This window comes from Ensifer sp. B1-9, from assembly GCF_050474445.1.
GTDB lineage: Bacteria > Pseudomonadota > Alphaproteobacteria > Rhizobiales > Rhizobiaceae > Ensifer.
In genome coordinates this window covers 120931-140252 of record NZ_JBCHVG010000001.1, presented here as the reverse complement: position 1 = coordinate 140252, position 19322 = coordinate 120931, and the positions used below count along the sequence as shown (strand labels likewise).

Below are 19322 nucleotides of genomic sequence, written 5' to 3'. Positions count from 1 at the left end.
CACTGCCGAAAGCATTTTTGCTCTCTTCCCCCAATTGGGTGAGTGACTTCGGCAAAACGCCGTAGAAGATGGGATTGCCTGATTGACCATCCACGACAGGCACGTATTTAAAGATGTATCGCCGAAGCGAGACGAGGTTTCGGCAAAGACTTTTCAGACGTATACATTTACAAGACCGCAGCTGCCGACGACCCAGCTGCGGTTTTTCTCCATTGCCCCACAGCACAGTGCGCGGATGCCGCCAAGGCCCGGCCTTGCATCATGACTTCATGAAACATTGTCATGAGAATTTTCCCCGCAATCGGCTATCACCGAGAAACCCTGACCTATAGGCCGACACCCGGCCGCACTTGAAGGATTGCCGCGATGGCGACGGAGCGCACCCTGCCCAACCTCTGGCATGCGACGGCACCGGCCGCGCCCGACACGAAGCCGCTTGGCCGCGATGTGTCGACCGATGTCGCCATCATCGGCGGCGGCTTTACCGGCCTCTCGGCAGCCCTGCACCTCGCCGAAAAGGGCGTGAAGGCCACGGTCGTCGAAGCAAAGATGATCGGCTTCGGCGGCTCCGGCCGCAATGTCGGCCTGGTCAACGCCGGCATGTGGGTGAAGCCCGACGACCTGATCTCGACCCTCGGTCCGGCCGCCGGCAACCGGCTGCTCGCCGAGCTCGGTGACGGCCCGTCGATGGTTTACGCACTGGTCGAAAAACACGGAATGGCCTGCGAGGCGGTACGCAACGGCACGCTGCACATGGCGGTCGGCAGCGAAGGTGTTACCGAAATCAAGGATCGCGAAGCGCAATGGCAGAAGCGCGGTGCTCCGGTCGAGGCGCTCACGGCCGAGCGCGCGCATGCGCTGACCGGCGCCGAAGGTTTTGCCGGCGCCCTGCTCGATCGTCGCGCCGGCACGATCCAGCCGCTCGCCTACGCCCGCGGCCTGGCGCGTGCCGCCCTTGCCGCCGGTGCCGAGATCTACACCGACACGCCGCTGACCGGCGCCGAGCGCCAGGGCGACACCTGGGTGCTGAAGGCCGGCAATGGGGTCGTGCGCGCCAAGCAGGTGATCCTCGCCACCAACGCCTATGGCGGCCTCTTCGCCGAGACGCCGTGGCAAACGCATACGCAGGAGCTGACGATCCTGCCCTATTTCCAGTTCGCCACCAATCCGCTGCCCGAACCGGTCGCCAGCCGCATCCTGCCGGAACGCCAGGGCACCTGGGACACCGGCCTTGTGATGACCTCGTTCCGCATGGACCAGCAGAACCGGCTGATCTTCGGCTCGATCGGCCGGCTCGACGCAATCGCCGAAGGCACGCATCGTGCGTTTGCCGCCCGCTCGGTACGCAAGCTCTTCCCCTATATCGGCGACTTCCGCTTCGAATACTGGTGGGACGGCCGTATCGGCATGACGACCAACAACCTGCCGGCCATGCACACGCTGGCCCCGAACGTCGTTTCTGTCAGCGGCTACAACGGCCGCGGCATTGCGCCCGGCACGGTCTTCGGCCGCGCGCTTGCCAATCACGTCACCGGCGAGACCTCGGCGATCCCACTCGCCGAAACGCCCGTGACCCCGGACACCTGGCGCGGCGTGAAGTCCGCCTTCTACCACGCCGGCGCCCAGGCCAAGCATTTCATCGACCGGCGGTTTTGAGCCGGTCTTAGGGGGCTGGGCCGGTCATGCCGGTCCACCACCTGCTGCTCTTTTTCACCGGAGCGAATAATCCGCGGGAACCATCTGTGTCTCGATGACAAAGGTGACCTCGTCTCCGAGTTCGGGGATTGCGAAGTCCAGCCCCCATTCACTGCGACGGATGCTGCCGGTTGCCGAGAAACCGATCTTCGGGACGCCCATCATCGGATGCTCGGCCATCGAGCCGTTAAAGGTGACGTCGAGCGTCGCCGGGTGGGTCTCGCCGCGGAGCGTCAGGAGGCCTTCGACGGTGCCGGTCTTCTCGCCCGTCACGCGAATCGTCTTGGAAACGAACGTGATCGGCTTGGCAGCCAGGAACGTCTCCTCGCCGCCGATCTCCGCATCGAAATCAACCTTTTCCGGCCAGGGATAGTCGGTGCGGACCGAAAGCGGATCGATTGTGACGGAAAGCGTGGAGGTCTCCGGCTTGTCCGGCTTCCAACTGAGCCGCGCGTCGACTTTGGTGAAGCGCGCTGTGTAGTGCGACAGGCCGGAATGGTTGAACGACCAGTTGAAGCTGGAATGCGAGGGGTCGGTCTTATAGGTCCCGCCCGGCGCCGGGTCGCTGGCGGCGGCGAGGGCGAAGGTCGTGCTCAAGGCAAGCGCGAGTGAGAATGCAGGAATGCGAAGCATGGGTGGTTCCTTGACTGTGAAGTGATGGTGCCGGTTTAGGCTGCCTTGTCGCGGCCGATGGCCTCGAGGCGCTCCCAGACACGGCCGGATTGGGGAATGTCGAGGTCGAACACGGTCTCGAACGTGTCGGCGAGATGGTCGGCGCTCGTGATGCGCTGCTCGCTAAGGCTATTTGCCGTCACGCGGCGCAGGCAGTCATTCTGCAGGGCGACATAACCGTCCGTCGTCTGCCGCAAGACCGCGAGGGCATTGGTGAACGGTGAGCCGGGATCCTGCATCAGCCAGCCATGCGTTGCGGCCATCGCGGCTTCGTCGCTGTGGTCGGGCCGGAAATCGAAGCTTTTCGCGATGCCGCGTACATGGTTGTTGAAGCGCAGCCAGCCGCCGTCCGCCGGCATGATCGAGAAGTCGAAGCCGCGCTGGCTGATCGGCCCGACGGCAAGCGGCACGGGTTCGATAATGGCATCGGCCACGCCGACCTCGGCGAGATAGGGACGGTCGAGATCGACGCGCAGGGTGAGATGATTGCCGATGGCGATGTCGCCTAGCTTTTCCCGGTCGACGCCGCCGCAAAGACGGATCACGCGGAAGCCAAGTGCGGCAAGTGCAGCGCCGAAGAGGCCGTTCATCTCGTAGCACCAGCCGCCGCGCCGACCCTTGACCATCTTGGAGAAGGCCGCGGCCGGGGTTATCGCGGAAGGCCATCCCATAAAGGCATCGAGCGCTTCCCAAGTGAAGGCCATAAGGTGGGCGCGGTGCAATTGCGACAGGCTGCGGATATCGAGGCAAACCGGAGGTTCCATCCCGATCCGGGCGAGATAGGTCTCGAGTTGCGGGGCTGTCAGTATCGTCTGGTCTACTTTCGAAGGCGCGTGTGTCATCCTTCGGTCTCCTTTCGATGGACCGTTGTTGAAGTTCCGTTGGTGTGTGTCGGGTTGGTTCAGGCGACCTGACGGTTGTCGTCGGGCGGAAATGTCAGACCGAAGTCTCTGGCGACCGAGGCGATCTGCTCGGGCGTTTCGGGCTTGCAGAGCTCAAAAATGGCAAAAAAGTCTTCGAATCCGCCCGGTGTGACGACGACCATGAGACGACCCTCCGTCTTCCCGATATTGCTAAAGCGGTGCGGCACGCCGCGTGGCAGCGCGATGCAGCCGCCTTCCGTGAGTTCGACATAGTCGCCGGCGCACCAGAAGCCGAAGCGGCCGGCAAGGACGCGGAAGAATTCGTCCTCGCGCTCGTGCACATGCAGCGGCGGTCCTTCGCCGGCCGGCACGAAGGCCTCGAACATGCCGAGCGAACCGCCGGTATTGGCCGCCATCATGCGGACGACATGTTTGCCGAACGCCATCGCCGGCGTCCCATGCCCTGGCGGCGAAACTGCCGCATAGGTGAACTCTCTCATCTCTCTCTCCAGGTTCGGACTGCATCGCTCGTCGATGCTTTCGCTCTTGCGGACGCAGAAATCGTGTCGCCGCCGGTGCATTCCGGGCGAAGTGTCAATATCTTTCGCTCGGGCGACCGGGCCGCCCAAGACCGCTAGTTGGTGAATATCCAGGCCGTCCAGCCGGTACGGCGCTTCTATAGCGCGCCGTGAAAACCGGCGTTCCTAAATGAATGTGCAAGCCGTGCCGAATATCCTAAAAGTTTGCTAAGAAGGCCGGGGGCAATCAATAGGGGACGGCAGTGAGGCTCGACGACAGACTCCTCGACTTTTTCAATCGGCCGCTGATGTGCATCATCGCCGTGGCCGATGGGGCCGGCCGTCCCTCCGCCGGACGCGGCGTGGGCTTCCATCTCCTGGAAGACCGCGAGACGATAGACGTCATTTTTTCCCACTGGCAGTGGCCACGGCTGGAGCCCTGCATCCGGCAGACCGGGCGGATCGCCGTCACCTTCGTCAGCCCCTCGGACTATGTGAGCTTCCAGATGAAGGGTTCGGCCACGATGCGAGAACCGGAAGCGGCCGACCTCGATCGTGCGGACCGCTTCATGACGGTGGCGACGAACGAGCTCGAAGCCCTCGGGGTGCCCCGGCACCTTATCGCGCCATGGTTGACAGCACGCGAAACGAGGGTCGCCCGGCTGGCGGTTAGCGAAATCTATGTCCAGACGCCTGGCCCGCTCGCCGGCATGCTGGCAGGCACGAAGGCTGGCGCGAGGTCCCAATGAACCTGCGGCTTTCCGATCTTTCCGCCTGCTTCGAGGGTGTCATCCCCTCCATCATCGCCACAGCTTCGGCCGATGGAATGCCGAACATCTCCTATCTCTCCCACGTGGTACAGGTCGACGAGGAGCATGTCGCGCTTTCCAACCAGTTCTTCGCCAAGACGGCGGCGAATGTGCGCGCCAATCCAAAGGTCACGTTGATCCTCGTCGACGGCTTCACCGGAGACCAGTTTCTGCTCGACATCGGTTTCGTGCGATCCATCGATACGGGCGCGCTGTTCGACAAGATCGCCCGCCAGCTCAAGGCAAGCAGCGCGCAAGTCGGCATGTCGGATGTTATGCGGCTCAGGAGCGCTGACATTTTCCGCGTGCATGGAATTGAAAAAGTCCCCTCGCCAGTGGAGACAGCGCTGGCTATGGCCGGCCGCGCGCCCGTCAGCCTTCCCGCCCTCTCGGAGGCGATCAACGCCATCGAGCAACAAGCCGAAGCTGATGAGATCATCGACACCCTGCTCGACGAAGTCCAGCGTGTTCTCGGATACGGTAATGCGCTCGTGCTCATCCACGACAATCATCGCGGCTGCCTGATCACGACTGGCAGCATCGGCTACGAACGCTCGGGGCTCGGATCGGAAGTCGCCGGTAGCGAGGGATTGATCGGCGCTGCGGCAACGAGCGGCCAGACTATCAAGGTCAGCGACATGAGCCGCGTGCGTCGCTTCGGCGAGGCGATCGGCCTGGAAACGGAAGGAGCTGAAAACACCACGCGCACCGTCGGCTTCCCGCAATTGCCGAGGGCCATGAGCCAGATCGCCGTCCCCATGACCGCCCGCGGCACCGTGACCGGCGTGCTCTTCGTTGAAAGTACGGAACGGCTGGCCTTCCGCCAGGAAGACGAGGCGGCTCTCGAAATCCTGGCGAAACAGGCCGCCGGCGTCCTCAGAGCCAGCGAACGGGAGGCAGCCGCAGCCGAACCGAGACAGACGGCGCCCGCGCCCGAGCCTGCCGTCAACGGGCGAAAGGTTCACGTGGCCCATCACCGCTTTGACGACAGCGTGTTCGTCGACGGCACCTATATCGTGAAAGGCGTTGCCGGAACGCTGTTGCGCCTGATGCTCGACTGGCACCTGAGTGAGGGTCGAAGCGAATTCACGAACCGGGAAATGCGCCTCGCGGCCGGCGCTCGCATGCCGGAAATCAAGGACAATCTAGAAACCCGGCTCCTGCTGCTCCGCCGCCGGCTCGAAGAAAAGCACGCGCCCATTCGCCTCATCCGCGTTGGCAGAGGCCGCGTCCGGCTGGAGGCCGAAGGTTCGCTCGTCCTCAACGCGACCACAGGTGACGATGACGCTTGAGCTACGCTCAACTCCACAATTGCCCACAGCATCAGCGTTGCACAGCCAGGGCCCTAAGCGGATACTCGTCCTTGAGAGCGAGGCGACCGTCTCGGGCCATCTTGGCCGCCCAGCAAGTCTTTCGCCCGGTCCCACAAGATCCCCGGCGCCTCGCGAGCCAGATTGAGCGGAAAGCCCGAGCGGGGACGTTCATGCGCACGCCAAAACCGCTTGCGACTTAAGATCAGTCAATTTAGCTTAGAACCGATTGCATACCACAATCAGATCCGCGCGAATGTGCCATTTGAGAGGAGGAATGACTATGGCTAAGCTCGTGTTCGGGATGAACCAGTCGCTCGACGGCTATGTCGACCATACGGCGTTTGCGCCAGGTCCCAAGCTCTTCCGCCACTTCGTCGAGGAGGCTGAGCGCCAGGCCGGTAGCCTATATGGCCGCCGCATTTATGAGATCATGCGCTACTGGGACGACAAGCATCCCGAATGGGATGCGGACGAACAGGCCTTTGCGGCGGCGTGGTGCAAGCAGCCGAAGTGGGTCGTCTCGCGCTCGTTGACATCTGTCGGCCCCAATGCCCGGCTCGTCGAGGGTGATCTCGAAGGCGCGATCCGCGCGTTGAAGGCCGAGCGCGACGGAGAGATCGAAGTTGCCGGCCCGGTCCTGGCGCAAAGCCTCACGGAGCTCGGCCTGATCGATGAGTATCGGATCTACCTGCACCCGGTCGTACTGGGTCACGGCAACCCCTATTTCGCCGGCCCCCGGCCGCGGCTCCGCCTTATAGCTCATGATCGGATTGACGAGGATGTGGTGAGGCTCACCTACGTTCCCGCTTAGTCTCGCGACTTGCCAGTCGCGAAATGACTCTGCGAAAACGCTTCATGACCGTGCACTCCGCTTCCCGGAGAGGTGCGCTTGCACCGAGGAAGGCCACCGCATGCGGGAGCCGGTGAAAGCAATTGCAGCTTGGCCAAGGATGCGATAAGCGCGTTGCGCGCGTCCGATGCCCACAGTAGGTAGAGCAATGATAATCCGTCCCGCAAGCAGCGACGATCGAAGCGCCATCTGGGGAATAATTCGTCCGACAATCCGCGCGGGCGAGACCTATACCCTGGACCGCGATCTTAGCGAAAACGATGCGTTGGCTTACTGGATGGCTCCGGACCGGGAAACGTTCGTCGCGGAAGAGAATGGCCTGATTTTAGGCACATACTACATCCAGGCAAACCGGGCGGGCGGCGGGCAGCATGTTTGCAACTGTGGCTACATGACAGACGCGAAGGCAAGCGGCCGAGGCGTGGCCCGCCAGATGCATGAGCACTCTCTCGCCCATGCTCGCGCAAAGGGCTTCCGGGCCATGCAGTTCAACTTCGTCGTCAGCAGCAACGAACGTGCGGTGCGGCTATGGCAGTCGCTCGGATTTGAGATCGTCGGTCGGCTTCCGGAAGCATTCCTTCACCCTTCGCTCGGCTACGTCGACGCCTTCGTGATGTTTCGCAAGCTTTAGGCAGGCACCCGCGGTCAGTCTCGACGGAAAGTTGTTTCTCTGCTTAATTTCGTCCGGGGAGGCTTTGGGCGGGAGATAGACTACGATCTCCAACTTGAAAGGAGCGCGGTCGCCGTACTGGAGCTCCTGACGATCCGTAAATTTCGCAAAGAGGCTCTTGCCCCGTTGCGGAACCTGCCCCCAGCCAGCCCCAAAGCAAATGTCCCGGGCCATCCCTGACCCGAGGCGTTCTTTCCCAAGACACCGCGCGTTCACGCGGCCGCGCGATAACCCGAGCCGGCGCTAACCTGTACCTGCCCCGACGTGCGGAACGCCTTGAGCCGCGTGGCGATGTGCTCGGCCTCGCCCGTCAGTGCCTGGCTCGCGGCATTGGCCTGTTCGACCATGGCGGCATTCTGCTGGGTGATCTGGTCCATCTGGGAGATGGCGGTGTTGACCTCCTGCAGGCCGGTTGCCTGTTCGGCGGTGCTGGCGCGGATCGCGCCGAAGACGGAGCTGACTTCCACCACCTGCGCCACGATCTGCTGCAGCGACTGGGCCACCTGGTTGACCGAGTTCACGCCGTCGTCCACCTGGCCGCGCGACTTGGCGATCAGGCCCTGGATGTCCTTGGCCGCATCGGCGCAGCGCTGGGCGAGCGCGCGGACTTCGGACGCAACCACGGCAAAGCCCCTGCCCGCCTCGCCGGCGCGCGCCGCTTCGATGCCGGCGTTCAGCGCCAGGAGGTTGGTCTGGAAGGCGATCTCGTCGATCACGTCGACGATCCGGGCAATGCTGGCCGACGACGTCTGGATCTCCTGCATCACCTCGATCGCGTGGCTAACGATCTCGCCGCTCTGCTCGGCATTGGCACGCGCGGCGATCACAGTCGAATTCGCCTGGTCGGCGCCTTCGGCGGTCTGCTTGACGGTGCGCGTCACCTGCTCGACGGCCGCTGCCGTCTCCTCGAGATTGGCGGCCTGGCGCTCGGTGCGCTTGGCAAGATCGTCGGCGGCCGCCGCGATTTCCTTGGCGCTCGTGTGGATCTGGCTGGCGCCGGCCTCGATGCCGCCGATCGCGCGCGAGAGCTCGCCAATCGCGTGGTTGAAGTTTTCGCCGAGCTCCTGATAGGCGACCGGCAGATCGGCGCCGATGCGCGCGGTGAGGTCGCCTTCGGCGATCTTCTTCAAGGCGGCGCCGAAGGTCCTGCTGATCAGCGCGCGCTCGGCCGCCAGCACTTCCTCCTGGACGGCGCGCTGCTTGGTCACGTCGGACGCGTCCATATAGACGGAGATCGACAGGTCCATGTCGAGGAAGATGCCCTTGACCAGGCTCGACAGCATGGCGCCCAGCTCTTCGGCCGAGGTGATCTGGCGCGAGAACAGGCCGCGCTTCGGCCAGTGTGCCCTGACGATCTCGGTAATCAGGTGTTCGGCGATCAGCGCATAGCCGCCGATATACCAGCGCGGCTCAAGCCCGATACGGGCGTGCACCTGGCCGATGGTACGGACCTTGGCGCTATAGTCTTCGTTGAAATTGGCGTCGGCGATGTTCGCCCAGTGCCCCACCTGCGCGCCCTTGGCGCGATCGATATGGCTGTCGGACGCAAAGAACCGCTTCGTCTCGGGCGTCGTCTTCACCTTGCCGTAGAACGTGTCGAGCGCCGGCTTCAGCTCCTTCTCGAGGATCGGCTTCAGCGCCCTGAGGCTCGTTCTGGCGGCATCATCGAGCGCCATGAAATTCAGACGACCGGCAACGTCCTGCGTGCCGGCAGCGGTGTGTTCCGTTTTCATGTGCGAACTTCCCTGCATGCTCTGCTGCATGCTTCGCAAATCCTGTTCGATTTGGGGGAGAAACATGAAGCAGTTCAAAGTGATACAGCGACCCTTGTGCGCCTGATGAGACGCACGGCACTGTTGTGGATCATGGAGACGGGATCTATCGCGCAAGGCGTTGAGATCGTGGCCGCAGTCATCGCGGCCGATTGCCCGGTTGTAGGTGATCGTGGCGGGCAAACCTGTATCCAGGGCCACTGTTAGAAGTCCAGGGTAAAGGAAGCCTTACGGGCGACAGCCATTTCGCGAAGTCCGAAACGGGATTCAACCGGAACTGACAAACGTCAATTCCGGTTGAAGGAAGCATTCCAGGAAAGATCAGGCCGCGTTGCGCGACGCCCAGGACGGCATGCGTGCGGCCCAGGAACGGCGCGCCTTGACCGGCAGCAACGTCTGGACTTCCCTGGCCAGGGCGAATGCGTTTTCGCGCGCCTTGTCGAGATTGCTGACGCGGGCCGGATCCATCGTCTGCAGCGTACCGCCGCAGTCGAAGATTTCGCGGTAGGCGGCACGCTCGACGATCGGCGTGTCGAGCACCGAGACGCCGCGCTCGGCAAGCATGGCCTTGATCGCCTGCAATGCCCGCGTGGTGACGAGCGAATTGACGCGGGTGAGCACGACCGAATGGTTGATGCGTTGCTTCGAGCGGTCCTCGATCTGGCGGATGAGTTCGAGGATCTGGGCAGCGCCTTTGGCATCCATGGCGCAGCCCTGCACCGGGATCAGGACGTGGTCGGAAACGGCCAGTGCCAGCGCGACGATCTGGTCCTTCGCGCCCGCGAGATCGATGACGATATAGTCCGCCTCGTCCTTCATCTCGCGGATGTGACATTCGAGCGAGCCGGGCGTGATATGCGAGATGACGGTAAGATTGGCGATGTGGCCGGAAACTTCCGCCCAGCTCGTGATCCAGCGCTGCGGATCGGCATCGAGAACCACGACGCGATGTCCCTGCCTCGCCAGCTCCGTCGACAGGATCAGCGCCGCCGTCGTCTTGCCCGCGCCGCCCTTTGCATTGGCGAAAGTGATGACCGCCATGATATTCCTCATTCTGTGCGTGTTCCGCGCTGAACCGGACGGCCATGGCCGATGGTTCGCTTCTTAACGAAACCTTTCAGATCATGGTTAACGAATTGGTAACGCGGGAACGCGAAACCTGACAGTCGCCCTGCCGGGAGACGTCGGCGCCTTAGATTTCGATGGGAAAAGCCGGGGGCCGGCCCTCACGCCGGCAGCACGACCGGGTCGGCTGTCCGCTCCGAGCGGTAACACATCGACGAGAACGGGCCGTGCCGCACCGCCTCGCCTGCCGGATGGAGAAGCACCAGCACGTCATTGGCAAACGCCTGGGCGTTGGCCTGCGCCTTTGCAAGATTGCTGACCTTCGCCGGATCGAGTGAGGAGAGCGTGTCGCCCTGCTCGAAAAGTTCGCGGAACGCCGTGCGCCCCACCAGCGGGGTATCGACGAGCCGGATCCGGCTCTCGGCCAACAACAGCTTGACCTTGCGCATGGCACGGGTCGTCACGATCGGGTTGACGCGCGTGAGCAGCACGGCGTGGTTGATGTTGGCGCGTGCATTGTTCTCGATATAGCGGATCAGTTCGAGCACATGGGTGGCGCCGCGCGCGTCCATGATGCAGCCCTGCACCGGGATCAGCGTCAGATCGGAGAGGCCGATCGCAAGCGCCACGAGTACGTCGGCGGCACCGGAGAGATCGATGACCACATGCTCGGCCCGGCCGCGCAGCCGCCTGAGATGATCGCTGAGCGTCGTCGTCGTCACGCCCGAGATGATGGAGAGATTGCCGTCATGCCGGCCGTGCCGGAACCAGTCGGTCATGCAGGCGAGTGGATCGCAATCGAGAACCGCAACCCTGTCGCCGCGCCGGGCGTATTCGCAGGCGAGCAGCAAAGCTGCCGTCGTCTTGCCGGCTCCCCCCTTCGCATTCGCGAGGGAAATAATTGCCATCGGTCGACCCTAACTCAACTCAGGCCCATCACATCCCGGGCCATACATACGCACGCTCTAATGGAAGCGTTCCAGATCGCGGTAAACGAAGCGTAAAGGAGACGTTCCACGGAACCAAATCGTGCCCGTTCCGTGACAATTAGGTGACAAATCGCCTGCAATGGCAAGTAGTATTTTCAATCCCACTAAACTACAGAGCCGCGCGTCTGATCAGACACGCAAAGGTCGCTGTAGCACTTTGATTTGCTGCAAGTCTTCGTCCTTCAATCGAGGTCGATTTAAGGAGACATGCAAAAGGGGGGAACGGCGCCTTCGCTCTGCAAAGGCGCCGGGAAGTTTACCTCAGATACACTCGCGGAAGAGCCTCTTTGCGGCGTCGAGCGTGAGCTCGACCGGATTGCCGCCGGCCGTCGGGTCGACGATCGCCATTTCCGACATCTCATCGATACGGTCGGTGCCGACGCCGAGGGCTGCGAGCTTGTCCGGAACGCCGAGTTCCTCGCGCAGCTTCAGCACATAGCCGTAGAAACCGTCGAAGCCGCCGGAAATGCCGAGATAGGCGGCAGCACGCGCGATCTTGTCTTCGATCGCCGGGCGGTTGAAGCGTAAGACCGGCGGCATCACCACCGCATTGGTCATGCCGTGGTGGGTGTTGTAGATCGCGCCGACCGGGTGCGACAGCGAGTGGATGGCGCCGAGGCCCTTCTGGAAGGCCACCGCGCCCATGGCGGCGGCGCTCATCATGTTGGCACGGGCTTCGATGTCGGTACCGTCCTTGTAGGCGCGCGGCAGATACTCTTTCACCAGCCGCATGCCTTCGAGTGCGATGCCCGCCGACATCGGATGGTAGAAGGGCGAGGAATAGGCTTCCAGGCAATGGGCAAAGGCGTCTATGCCGGTGCCGGCGGTGATCACCTTCGGCATGCCGACCGTCAGTTCCGGGTCGCAGATCGTCACGACCGGCAGGAACTTCGGATGGAAGATCACCTTCTTCACGTGGCTGGCGGAATTGGTGATGACGCTGGCGCGGCCGACCTCCGAGCCGGTGCCGGCCGTCGTTGGCACGGCGACGATCGGCGCGATGCCTTCGACGCTCGCGCGGGTCCACCAGTCGCCAATGTCCTCGAAGTCCCAGACCGGGCGGCTCTGCCCGGCCATGAAGGCCACGCATTTGCCAAGGTCGAGGCCCGAGCCGCCGCCGAAGGCGACGACCCCGTCATGGCCGCCATCCTTGAACGCCCTCACGCCGGCTTCGAGGTTGACGTCGTTCGGGTTCGGATCGACTTCGGCGAAGATCGCGCGGCCGAGGCCGGCTGCGTCGAGGATGTCGAGCGCATTCTGGGTGATCGCCATCGGCGCCAGGCCCCGGTCGGTGATCAGCAGCGGCTTCTTCGTGCCGACCGCCTTGCAGTGGTCGGCAAGCTCCTTGATCCGGCCGGCACCGAACTTGATGGCGGTCGGATAGCTCCAGTTGGCGGTGATGGTCATGCCGTGACTTTCTTCAGATGGTAGGATTTCGGACGGGTGAGGTTCTGGAAGCCGATGACCGAGAGCGAGCCGCCGCGACCGGTCTCCTTGACGCCGGTCCAGCAAAGCGCTGGGTCGAGATAGTCGGCGCGGTTCATGAACACCGTTCCGGTCTCGATATCGGCGCCGATGCGCGCGGCGCGCTCGGCGTCCTTGGTCCAGAGCGATGCGGTCAGGCCATATTGGCTGTCGTTCATCAGTTCGATCGCCTGGCTGTCGCTCTTGACCTTCATGATGCCGACGGCCGGACCGAAGGTCTCTTCGCGCATGAAGGCCATGGAGTGATCGACGTCGACGAGGATCTGCGGCGCGAGATAGGCGCCGCCATCATCCTGCGGGAAAAGCTTCGGATCGATCAATGCCTTGGCGCCCTTGGAGACGGCATCGGCGATCTGGTCGCGCACGGTTGCGGCAAAGCGCTTGTTGGCCATCGGCCCGAGCGTCGTTTCCGGATCGAGCGGGTTGCCGAGCTTGTAGTTGGAAACCCAGGCGACCGACTTCTCGACGAAGGCGTCATAGAGCTTTTCATGCACGTAGATGCGCTCGATGCCGCAGCAGCACTGGCCGGAATTGTAGGTAGCGCCATCCATCAGCGTGTCGACGGCAGCGTCGAGGTCCGCGTCTTCCATGACGTAGCCCGGATCCTTGCCGCCGAGCTCCAGACCAAGGCCGGTGAAGGTGCCGGCGGCCGCGCGCTCGATCGACCGGCCGCCTTCGACCGAGCCGGTGAAGTTGACGAAATCGAAGCTCTTGGCGGCGATCAGCGCCGCCGTCGTTTCATGGTCGAGGAAGATGTTCTGGAAGACGTCGGCTGGAACACCGGCTTCGACGAAGGCGCGCACCATGCGCTCGCCGACGAGGATCGTCTGGCTCGCATGCTTGATGATGACGGTGTTGCCGGCCATCAGCGCCGGCGCGACCGTGTTGATCGCGGTCATGTAGGGATAGTTCCACGGCGCGACGACGAAGACGACGCCGTGCGGCTCGCGGGCGATGCGCCGTTCGAAGCGGTCACTTTCCTCGATCACCAACGGTTTCAGCGCATCGGCAGCGATCGTCGCGACATAGTTCGAGCGCTCGTTGAAGCCTTTGAACTCGCCGCCATACCGCACCGGCCGGCCCATCTGCCAGGCAAGCTCCGGCACCACTTCGTCAACCATCTCGTTGAGGCGGGCGACACCGGCCAGTACCAGATTGACGCGCTCGTCGAGCGGCCGGCGCGCCCAGGACTTCTGCGCCTGGCGGGCGCGGGAGACCACCTGCTTTGCCATCTCCAGCGGCATCGCCGGGCGTTCCGCATAGACTTCGCCGTTCACGGGCGAAATGCACTTGATCATGCTCATGATCGTTTTCCTGCTTTCATTGCGAATGATGCGGTGGCCGCGCCCGTCCGGGAGCGGCCACCGTGTGAGAGATAGGGGCCAGTTTCAGGCCCGTTCGAAGCCGCGCGCGACCTCCCAGTCGGTGACGCGGCGATCATATTCTTCCTGTTCCCAGCGTGCGGCCCGCGCATAATGCTCGACAACGTCGTCGCCGAGGGCGGCGCGCAGCATCTTCGATTCCGACAGCGCCACGGTCGCATCTCTGAGCGTGCGCGGGATCTCGCGCACGTCCTTGCCGCCATAGGCGTCGCCGACGAAGGGCGCTTCCAGTTCCATCTTGTTCTCGATACCGGAAATGCCGGCCGCGATCAAAGCCGCGAAGGCAAGATAGGGATTGAGATCGGAGCCACCGACGCGGCATTCGATGCGGATCGCCTTGGTGTCCTCGCCGCACAGGCGATAGCCGGCGGTGCGGTTGTCCTTGCTCCAGACCGCCTTGGTCGGCGCGAAGGTGCCGGCCATGAAGCGCTTGTAGGAGTTGATGTAGGGTGCCAGGAAATAGGTGATCTCGCTCGCATGGCTGAGCAGGCCGGCCACATAGTGGCGCATCATCTCGGACATGCCGTATTTGCCGCCCTCGTCGTAGAACTTCGACGTCTTGCCGTCGGCGCTCCAGAGCGACTGGTGGATATGCGAGGAGGAGCCGGCAGCCGAATAGTTCCACTTGGCGAGGAAGGTGATCGCCTTGCCGCGCGACCAGGCGATTTCCTTGCAGCCATTCTTGATGATCGCGTGCCGGTCGGCCATCGTCAGCGCATCGGCATAGCGCACGTTGATTTCTTCCTGGCCGGCAGACGCCTCGCCCTTGGAATTCTCGACCGGGATGCCGGCGCCCTGCAGACCGTTGCGGATCGCCCGCATCACATCCTCTTCCTTGGTCGTCTGGAAGATGTGGTAGTCCTCGTTGTAGCCGCTGGCGAGCTGCAGGTCGCGGTAGCCGGTCTGGCGGGCATCGTCATAGGACTGGTCGAACAGGAAGAACTCGAGCTCGCTCGCCATATAGGCCTTGAGCCCCATCTTCTCGAGCCGCGCCACCTGCTTCTTCAGGATCGCCCGCGGCGAGTGCGCCACTTCCTCATGCGTGTGGTGGTCGAGCACGTCGCAGAGCACGAGCGCGGTGCCTTCAAGCCAGGGAATGCGCCGGAGCGTCGAAAGGTCCGGCTTCATCGTATAGTCGCCATAGCCCTTCTCCCAGCTCGTCGCCTTGTAGCCGGGCACGGTCTCCATCTCGATGTCGGTCGCAAGCAGATAGTTGCAGCTATGCGTTTCCTTCCAGGCACCGTCGACGAAAAACTGCGCGTGGAAGCGCTTGCCCATCAGACGGCCCTGCATGTCGACCTGGCAGGCGAGAACCGTATCGATGCGGCCGGCAGCGACGTCTTCCTTCAACTCATCAAACGTATAGCTCATCAACTTCCATCCCATGTTTGGTCACGCGGCCGTCCCCTTGGGTCACGATATTTTTGGGCCGCGTGAACGTGATCGCTTCAGGTGATCGGAGCGGGATGCCAGCGGAAATCCGCGCCTGGCTTGCTCATCCCGGCTCCACAAAAGAAAAGGCGGAAGTCGCGGTCGCGCTCCCGCCTTTCGCTCGTTCGTTAGACTTCGCCTACGGCCTTTTCCGCAGCGGCGATTTCGGCCTGGCGGCGCGCCACTTCGTCACCGATCGGCGGGCCGCGGAAGCGGCGGCTTTCAAACCCGAACCAGACCGCGCCGGTCAGAAGCAGGAAACCGACGGTGATATAGAGCGCCCAATCGTTCGGCGGCTGCACGCCGAGGATGAAGATCAGCACCATGGCGATGATCGACAGCACCGCGAAGAGCTTGAACATGCTCTCTCCGAGGTTCCACGGGCCCATCTTGTCCCACTTCGAGGTTCCCCAGGCGAAGAGCCCGAGCGTGATCGGGATCGCGAAGGAGAAGAACAGGAAGATGACGGTGCAGGAAACGACAATCGTATAAACCGGCGTTTCGCCGATCGAGACCAGCGACGAGCCCCAGACGAACAGAACCGAAAGGATCGAACCGACCCAGATCGCAGCCACCGGCGTACGGTAGGTCGGGCTCACCTTGGCAAGCGCCTTGGAGGCCGGCAGGCCGCCGTCGCGCGAGAAAGCGAAGATCATGCGCGACACCGAGGTCACCGTCGCCAGGCCGCACAGCCACTGGCTGACGAGGATGGCGAAGTAGAGGATGTCCTTGATGGCAGGCTGCACCTGAGCATCCATCGCCCAGAAGAACACGTTCCAACCCTGCTTGGCGGCTTCGTCCATGTTCGGGATCATCAGCACGAAGGCGCAGAGCATGATGTAGCCGAAGAGCGCCGACCAGAGCACAGACGATACCATGCCGCGCGGCACGGAATGGGCGGCCTTCACCGTTTCCTCCGAGGTATGCGCCGAAGCGTCGTAGCCGGTGATCGTATAGATCGGCAGCAGCAGGCCGAGCAGGAAGACCCAGGTGCCCGAGGTCTCGGGCCAGACATTGCCGCCGGCCTCACCGGAATAGTTGGAGAAGGTGAAGAGGCGGGCGATGTCGTAGCTGTCGGCCGCCGCGAGGCAGACGACCGCGAGCAGGATCGCCGTCGCAAAGATCAGATAACCCGAGAAGTCGGTAAGCTTGGCGGTGAGGCCGATGCCCATGTGGTTGACGAGCGCCTGGGCGCCGGTGATGACAGCCAGGAAGACGATGCGCGTTACCGTCGTGTCTTCCAGCCCGAGATAGGGCGTGCCGAAGGAGCCCATGAAGAAATAGTAGGTGCCGACATTGATGGCGCCGAGAACGGTGACGAGGCCGAGCAGGTTGAACCAGGCCGTCAGCCAGCCGGTGAAGCGGTTGCCGAGGATCGAACCCCAGTGATAGAGGCCGCCGGCCGTCGGATAGGCTGAGCTGATCTGCGCCATGGCGACGGCGAAGACCAGGGAAATGAAGCAGCCGAGCGGCCAACCGATGCCGATCGCGGCGCCCCCTGCACCGGCCGTCGCCTGGGCCAGCGAGTTGATGCCGCCCGAAAGAATGCAGATGATCGAGAACGACACCGCGAAGTTCGAGAACTGGCTCATGCGCCGCTCGAGCTCCTGGGCATAGCCCATCGAATGCAAGACACTCATGTCCTGCTTTTTGTCCAGTTCACTGTAGTCTGACATTGCTCTTCCCCTGATTTCTTCAGACCAGGCCGCCCCATTGCGGCTGGGTCACATCAACCACCTGGTCCGGAGAGCCGGAACAGGACCGCGGCCATGCCGCTCCCCAGGGTCTTTTATTGTGCTGAAAGTGCCGCTGCGCCTTTGCGGAGCAATCCTTCCAGATAATCGGCCGTGACCCTTTGGCCGATTTCATTGCGAATGAGATCGTTGCGGATCTCGATCATCACATTCGGCAGTCCGTTGTGGACGCCGTATTCGATCAGGCTGTGGGTGACGCCGTCGGCGGGCCCGTAGGGCTCGTTGCGCCGAATGTCGTAGGAAACCTGGCCCTTCGTTGCGAACGCCAGCATGTGGTCGGCAAGGCGGCTGTCGGCATCATGCAGAATGCCGACCTCGACCGCCCGCGGCCTGCCGAAATAGACGGGCGTGAAGCTGTGCATGGTCACGAGGATGGGTGGCCTGCCGGCCGCCTTGCGTTCGGAAACGAACCGCGCGACTGCGTCATGGAACGGCCGGTAGATTTCGTCCACGCGCGCCTGGCGCTCCTCGGCCGACATCGTGCGGTTTCCCGGGATCTCGTAGACTTCGCTCAGAACCGGCATCGCCGCCTCGGCCTCGGGCGGGCGGTTGCAATCATAGGCAAGCCGCGAAAAGCGCTGGTAGATCAGCGCCGCATCAAGTTTGGCGGCGAGAAACTTGGCAACGGCGAGCGCGCCGGGGTCCCAGGCGATGTGGCTTTCGAGCGCCTGCTCGGTGAGGCCCAGCGTTCCCAGGCGCTCCGGAACACGGCGTGAGGCGTGCTCGCAGACGAGAACGATATCGCCCTTTCCTGCGGCATTTTCGATCGCAACCGGATCGCCATCTGCTTCGGTCAAAAGTCGCGTCAACACCGGCATCCCCTCTTGCCCCGTTAGACGTTCGTTAATGAAAAGAATTCTTCAGAGATTGGCGAGTGTCAATCGAAATCTGAAACGATCTCTTCAAAATTGCGATTGACTCCAATTGTGACAGCGATGTTTAATCTGTCACAAACCGGCTTTAGATCGGTTCAGGGGAGACAATTTGACCAGCAAGGCTGCATCCACGACGGTGTCGGATGTGATCACTGCCCACTTCACTGCGCTGACCCGCGCGGAGAAACAGTTGGCGGAGACGCTTCTCGACAATTATCCCGTCTCGGGGCTCGGCTCGATCACCACGGTCGCCGAGAACGCCGGTGTTTCGACACCTACCGTCGCACGCATGGTGCAAAAGCTCGGCTTCCGCGGCTTTCCGGATTTCCAGGCGAGGCTGCACCAGGAGCTGGAAGCGACGATTTCCAACCCGATCGCCAAGCACGACCGCTGGGCCGCCAATGCGCCCGGCACCCATACGCTCAATCGCTTCGCCGATGCGATCACCAGCAACCTGCGCGAGACGCTGACACAGATCGAGCCGCAGGATTTCGACGAGGCCGCCGCCCTGATCGCCGACCGCAAGCGCAGCATCTATCTGCTCGGCGGACGCATCACCCACGCCCTTGCCGATTATCTCTTCACCCACCTTCAGGTCATCCGGCCGGGCGTCACCGAAATCGCCTCCAATGCCAGCGCCTGGCCGCACTACGTGCTCGACATGCGCCAGGGCGACGTGCTGATTCTCTTCGACATCCGCCGCTACGAGCAGGAAATGGTGACGCTCGCCAGATCCGCCCGCGAGCGTGGCGTCGAGATCGTCCTTTTCACCGATCGCTGGACCTCGCCGGTCGCCAAGTCCGCCTCCCGCGTGTTCCGCTCGCAGATCGAAGTGCCTTCGGCCTGGGACAGCTCGGTAGTGATCCTGTTCCTGATCGAAGCGCTGATCGAGGCCGTGCAAAGTTCGAACTGGGAGGCAACCCGGGATCGGATGAAGACGCTCGAGGGCCTGTTCGATTCCACCCGCATCTTTCGCAAACCTGTCTAGGAGAGCTCGCCGACCTGTTCACGGAATTTCATACAGTTATGCGACAGTGGCCCGCCGGATCGAAAAAACAAATGTTCTTCCAACGACATAGGCGGCGCGAACGGAAAAACTGCTGTCACATTACTTTCATCGCATCTCTTTAACAGCCTAGCCGAAATCGACTGAAAACCCACGAAATTGACTAAACCCAT

Annotated in this window: 17 protein-coding genes; 6 read left to right on the top strand and 11 right to left on the bottom strand. The window is 62.7% G+C overall.

All coding sequences use genetic code 11. The annotated features are described in order from the left end of the window. The first annotated feature begins 366 nt into the window (after nucleotides 1–366). Nucleotides 367–1656 (top strand): NAD(P)/FAD-dependent oxidoreductase, encoded by a 1290-nt coding sequence (locus ACQ5BM_RS00660; RefSeq protein WP_429806536.1) that lies wholly within the window; start codon nucleotides 367–369, stop codon nucleotides 1654–1656. Nucleotides 1657–1710: 54 nt separating this feature from the next. On the opposite strand, the gene ACQ5BM_RS00655 is transcribed toward ACQ5BM_RS00660, so the two are convergent. Genes ACQ5BM_RS00655 through ACQ5BM_RS00645 form a run of 3 tightly spaced genes read right to left on the bottom strand, consistent with a single transcriptional unit; the run spans nucleotide 1711 to nucleotide 3730 of the window. Beyond that, nucleotides 1711–2328: a YceI family protein gene (locus ACQ5BM_RS00655; RefSeq protein ID WP_429806534.1), complete on the bottom strand. Its 618-nt coding sequence runs from the start codon at nucleotides 2326–2328 to the stop codon at nucleotides 1711–1713. Nucleotides 2329–2363: 35 nt separating this feature from the next. Continuing rightward, nucleotides 2364–3209 carry an arylamine N-acetyltransferase family protein gene (locus ACQ5BM_RS00650; RefSeq protein WP_429806532.1) on the bottom strand — a complete coding sequence of 282 codons (846 nt, stop codon included), beginning with the start codon at nucleotides 3207–3209 and terminating at the stop codon, nucleotides 2364–2366. 59 nt (nucleotides 3210–3268) lie between these two features. After that, on the bottom strand, nucleotides 3269–3730 hold the full coding sequence (locus tag ACQ5BM_RS00645; RefSeq protein WP_429806531.1) for a cupin domain-containing protein: 462 nt from the start codon (nucleotides 3728–3730) through the stop codon (nucleotides 3269–3271). Nucleotides 3731–4011: 281 nt separating this feature from the next. Here ACQ5BM_RS00645 and ACQ5BM_RS00640 point away from each other — a divergent pair, with 281 nt between their 5' ends. The 4 genes from ACQ5BM_RS00640 to ACQ5BM_RS00625 all read left to right on the top strand — a co-directional run bounded on the left by ACQ5BM_RS00640 (nucleotide 4012) and on the right by ACQ5BM_RS00625 (nucleotide 7351). Continuing rightward, complete coding sequence (locus tag ACQ5BM_RS00640; RefSeq protein WP_429806529.1) at nucleotides 4012–4497, top strand: pyridoxamine 5'-phosphate oxidase family protein; 486 nt, start codon at nucleotides 4012–4014, stop codon at nucleotides 4495–4497. Continuing rightward, nucleotides 4494–5849, top strand: coding sequence for a GAF domain-containing protein (locus tag ACQ5BM_RS00635; RefSeq protein WP_429806527.1), 1356 nt, complete (start codon nucleotides 4494–4496; stop codon nucleotides 5847–5849). The genes ACQ5BM_RS00640 and ACQ5BM_RS00635 overlap by 4 nt, the downstream gene beginning before the upstream one ends. Nucleotides 5850–6150: 301 nt before the next feature. Next, a complete protein-coding gene (locus tag ACQ5BM_RS00630; RefSeq protein WP_429806525.1) occupies nucleotides 6151–6681 on the top strand; it encodes a dihydrofolate reductase family protein in 531 nt (176 codons plus the stop codon). A gap of 187 nt (nucleotides 6682–6868) precedes the next feature. Further along, nucleotides 6869–7351, top strand: coding sequence for an N-acetyltransferase family protein (locus ACQ5BM_RS00625; protein ID WP_429806524.1), 483 nt, complete (start codon nucleotides 6869–6871; stop codon nucleotides 7349–7351). Nucleotides 7352–7602: 251 nt separating this feature from the next. Here ACQ5BM_RS00625 and ACQ5BM_RS00620 read toward each other — a convergent pair whose 3' ends face one another. The 8 genes from ACQ5BM_RS00620 to ACQ5BM_RS00585 form a co-directional block, all read right to left on the bottom strand. Further along, nucleotides 7603–9123, bottom strand: coding sequence for a methyl-accepting chemotaxis protein (locus ACQ5BM_RS00620; protein WP_429806523.1), 1521 nt, complete (start codon nucleotides 9121–9123; stop codon nucleotides 7603–7605). Nucleotides 9124–9483: 360 nt separating this feature from the next. After that, a complete protein-coding gene (locus ACQ5BM_RS00615) occupies nucleotides 9484–10203 on the bottom strand; it encodes a ParA family protein (protein ID WP_429806521.1) in 720 nt (239 codons plus the stop codon). 185 nt (nucleotides 10204–10388) lie between these two features. Further along, nucleotides 10389–11135, bottom strand: coding sequence for an AAA family ATPase (locus ACQ5BM_RS00610; RefSeq protein WP_429806519.1), 747 nt, complete (start codon nucleotides 11133–11135; stop codon nucleotides 10389–10391). A 342-nt stretch (nucleotides 11136–11477) separates the two neighbouring features. After that, nucleotides 11478–12623, bottom strand: coding sequence for an iron-containing alcohol dehydrogenase (locus ACQ5BM_RS00605; protein ID WP_429806517.1), 1146 nt, complete (start codon nucleotides 12621–12623; stop codon nucleotides 11478–11480). Then, nucleotides 12620–14005: an aldehyde dehydrogenase family protein gene (locus tag ACQ5BM_RS00600; RefSeq protein ID WP_429806516.1), complete on the bottom strand. Its 1386-nt coding sequence runs from the start codon at nucleotides 14003–14005 to the stop codon at nucleotides 12620–12622. The genes ACQ5BM_RS00605 and ACQ5BM_RS00600 overlap by 4 nt, the downstream gene beginning before the upstream one ends. Nucleotides 14006–14089: 84 nt before the next feature. Then, complete coding sequence (locus tag ACQ5BM_RS00595; protein WP_429806514.1) at nucleotides 14090–15454, bottom strand: glutamine synthetase family protein; 1365 nt, start codon at nucleotides 15452–15454, stop codon at nucleotides 14090–14092. Nucleotides 15455–15642: 188 nt separating this feature from the next. Beyond that, the gene (locus ACQ5BM_RS00590; protein WP_429806512.1) at nucleotides 15643–17190 is read right to left on the bottom strand and encodes an amino acid permease; all 1548 of its coding nucleotides are present in this window, start codon (nucleotides 17188–17190) and stop codon (nucleotides 15643–15645) included. A 113-nt stretch (nucleotides 17191–17303) separates the two neighbouring features. Further along, a complete protein-coding gene (locus tag ACQ5BM_RS00585) occupies nucleotides 17304–18077 on the bottom strand; it encodes an N-formylglutamate amidohydrolase (RefSeq protein WP_429806510.1) in 774 nt (257 codons plus the stop codon). Nucleotides 18078–18252: 175 nt separating this feature from the next. Here ACQ5BM_RS00585 and ACQ5BM_RS00580 point away from each other — a divergent pair, with 175 nt between their 5' ends. Further along, nucleotides 18253–19131 (top strand): MurR/RpiR family transcriptional regulator, encoded by an 879-nt coding sequence (locus ACQ5BM_RS00580; RefSeq protein ID WP_429806509.1) that lies wholly within the window; start codon nucleotides 18253–18255, stop codon nucleotides 19129–19131. Nucleotides 19132–19322: the final 191 nt, after the last annotated feature.